At 43.7% G+C, this 3,006-nt stretch carries 2 protein-coding genes and 1 pseudogene; 2 read left to right on the top strand and 1 reads right to left on the bottom strand.

The genetic code is table 11. From position 1 onward, the window contains the following. The first annotated feature begins 268 nt into the window (after positions 1-268). Positions 269-997, top strand: coding sequence for a hypothetical protein (locus O9334_RS10795; protein WP_288000268.1), 729 nt, complete (start codon positions 269-271; stop codon positions 995-997). A gap of 284 nt (positions 998-1,281) precedes the next feature. Here O9334_RS10795 and O9334_RS10790 read toward each other — a convergent pair whose 3' ends face one another. Further along, a complete protein-coding gene (locus O9334_RS10790) occupies positions 1,282-1,986 on the bottom strand; it encodes a GNAT family N-acetyltransferase (protein WP_288000267.1) in 705 nt (234 codons plus the stop codon). A gap of 431 nt (positions 1,987-2,417) precedes the next feature. Here O9334_RS10790 and O9334_RS10785 point away from each other — a divergent pair. Then, positions 2,418-2,846, top strand: a pseudogene (locus O9334_RS10785) (DUF1295 domain-containing protein); the annotation flags it as partial. Positions 2,847-3,006: the final 160 nt, after the last annotated feature.

Raw genomic sequence — 3,006 nt, 5'->3', positions numbered from 1 at the left:
AAATTTGAAAAATTTTGCCTCAAACCCTATCTGCGTAAGGACTTCAGGATTTTGTGTCCAGTAGTCCATTAGTATTATATTGCTTTAACTCAGGCTCTGTAAGACTTTTAGCCATAGCTAGTATGTTTATACGGGGGAAGTTCAGGTATTTGAAACAATGTATCAGTGTTCGGTTCGAGAAATAAGCGAACGGTGAAATGTCAGGAATAATCTACGGTCTATTTGAAATTGTAATTAATTGCAACCCTGATTCAGAGGAGACTCAAGAATGTGTTGGAGCGCGGAAGTCTCGACGGTTTTCAGTATCCTCGATGTCACGGCAATAGCAGTCCTTTGTTTCCGCAATCAAAAACGTGATCGCTACTATGCCCTAGCCGCCGCACCGATCGCCTGGCAGGAACTCTGTCAAATATTCCTTTGGCTTAATATGGGGACGGACAGTTCCACTTGTAACGACATCAACGTCGCTCTTTCTCTTTTAGTGCGGGTGTTGGTAAGCTTTCTCCCACTCACCTTCACGGTTCTGGCCATCTATGGCTCTGACGCTAGGGGAGATCGTTTCAAGCGTTGGACGACTCCCATCATAGGAATAGCGGCACTGTTCGTTACAGTGCGTATTGTCCTAATACTCGTGGCCTTCTCTATCAATCCCCGTATGTGTACGATTGTCGGCCCCAATCACCACCAGATTTGGGCTGACTACCTCGCGTCCTACGGCATACCAGCGATCGATATTGGCAATGCGCTTCTCTACGTTGCGATTCCCACTCTCGCCACTTTTTTGTTCCTGCGTCCGATTTGGGTGGCGAGCGTTCTGTCCGCTATCGGACCAGGAACTCTAATCCCGCTCCGGATTCTGCTACCGCTTGAATGGGCTTCGGTGTGGTGTTGGGTCACTTCCCTGTTTCTATTTTTCGGCCTTGCCGAACCAATCATCGGGCAAGCAGGAGCGAAGCACTTTTTCAGGCCGATCGCTCTCCTGTTTTGGAAAGATTAGCTATCTTGCAAAAGTAACTCAAGATAATCTTTTTGTCGGTAACGAAGAAGAGCATCCCACTTTCATGACAAGCAATTATACTTAGGGCTAAAATTCTATATGCCATAGCTTTCGGGAAGGTCAGAGACTTTAAACAGTCATCTAAATTCTGTGATTGGAACCAGAATCATATCTACAAAAGCTTTATCGCTCGCTTAAATATTTGGGATGCTCCCGTCTATGGCAGGGTAAAAGCCTCTCAATTAGTCTTGAAAAAAGGCTTTCAGCACAGCTTTAAAACAGGATTAGGTACAAAAGATAGGACGGCTTAACAAAGCATGGTATCTTTTCAACCCCTCCTCGGTAAAATTCGGGTTGAACCAGACCAGTGTAACTTCGGAGTCGAAATTTCCTTGCGGTTTTCTAATCTTTTGGAAAGCCATACTTTCCCATCTGAAACCATGCTTTTTGTAAAACTCGATCGCCCTTGTATTACTCCGATGGGGCAAAAGTTCAAATCGGAGGATATGGGGCATATTAGCTTCAATCTCTCTCAGATAAGCATCGATCAGTTGACCGCCGTATCCTTTCCCCTGCCACTCGGGATGAACTATCATGGTCGCATTAGTGAGGACGTGAGCCAGACACTTAAATCGTGAAGTGAAAGCTTTCAAGTAACCGACAATTTCTCCCCCCTCTTCGATAACTAGAACCAGCCCGTACTTTAATCCTTCCTTTAACACCCAGCCCACATAGTCAAGCGTAATTTCCCCTTCTTCTTGGGTTAAATTGCCGGGGTTCGAGCGAGCGACGATTTTGTAGAATTTGTAGAGCGGGCGGATATCGTTCTCGGTTGCCCTTCGGATAATAGCCGAACCGTACCCTTGCGTCGGTAGAATCGCTGGAAAACTATCCCTTCCAGCCGAGTCTGTTCTAAGGATCGGACACTCTGGAGAATAGTGAAAACCTTTCATGGCCGCCTTTCCCCCTTCAACCTTATCTACTGCCATTATACATCGAGTTCTACAGACGGTTTCCGATCCCGAAAGAACCGATATAATGAAGACGGGATAGAACGGGTTGGGCAATCGGCCTACCAGACCGTCAACCATTATCATCTATGGAGGGGGGCGATCGAGCTTTGAAGATTCCTAAGTTACCCGATGAAGTCACCATACCGATCAACAGGAAAACTGTCTGGCTTTTCGGTTTGGGGGTGATCCTCTGGTCTTTATTCGTCGTAGCAATAAACGATCACTTTTTTAGGATTAACCAGATTATAGTTTATCCTGACGGTTCGAGGGAATATCGGGTCAATCCGAAGTGATTAATCCCTTTCGGCCTACTCTTAAAGGATGTCAAACATCTCTTAATTGTTAAGGTTAGATTTAAACTTCAGTAATTATTGTTTACCTTTAGTTAGAATTAATTGAACTTTGAAATGAAGATAAAACACGCGATTAATTGCCATAAGTTCCTAACCTTTCTAATTATACTGGGCTTAATGGCTTTTTATAATAATTTTACGTCCCTCGCTTGGATATACCTTGCTCTACACGGAACTTACGGTATTATGTGGTTGATTAAAGATAGATTATATCCCGATCAACAGTGGGAAAAAGAAATATCGGTGACTATGGGAATATTTACTTTTATCATTCTCGGTTTATATTGGGCCGCCCCTTTTATTATTATTAGCGAGAAGGTGACGGCTGCCGCCCCTCTAATATCCGCAGCCATAGCGATCAATATTATCGGGGTATTTCTCCATTACGGTAGCGATGCCCAAAAGTATTTTACCCTTAAATATAGAAAAGGATTAATCACGGAAGGTTTTTTTAGTCGTTGTCGTAATCCCAACTATTTGGGAGCATCTCACTTACGCGATGAGTAATTATACTTAGCCTAAAAGCCACTCTTAATCGTGTCTTGGAACGAAATAGAGGCTTTTAAAGACTGCGTACATGGAGAATTAAAACAAGAATTACCCTCGAAAAGCCTATTTTTCCACTAAGTATTTATGCTCATTG

It is taken from the genome of Microcystis sp. LE19-8.1F (assembly GCF_027531715.1).
GTDB classification, from domain to species: Bacteria; Cyanobacteriota; Cyanobacteriia; order Cyanobacteriales; family Microcystaceae; genus Microcystis; species Microcystis wesenbergii_A.
The sequence above is the reverse complement of the archived record's forward strand: the minus strand, read 5'-3'. Positions and strand labels throughout refer to the sequence as shown.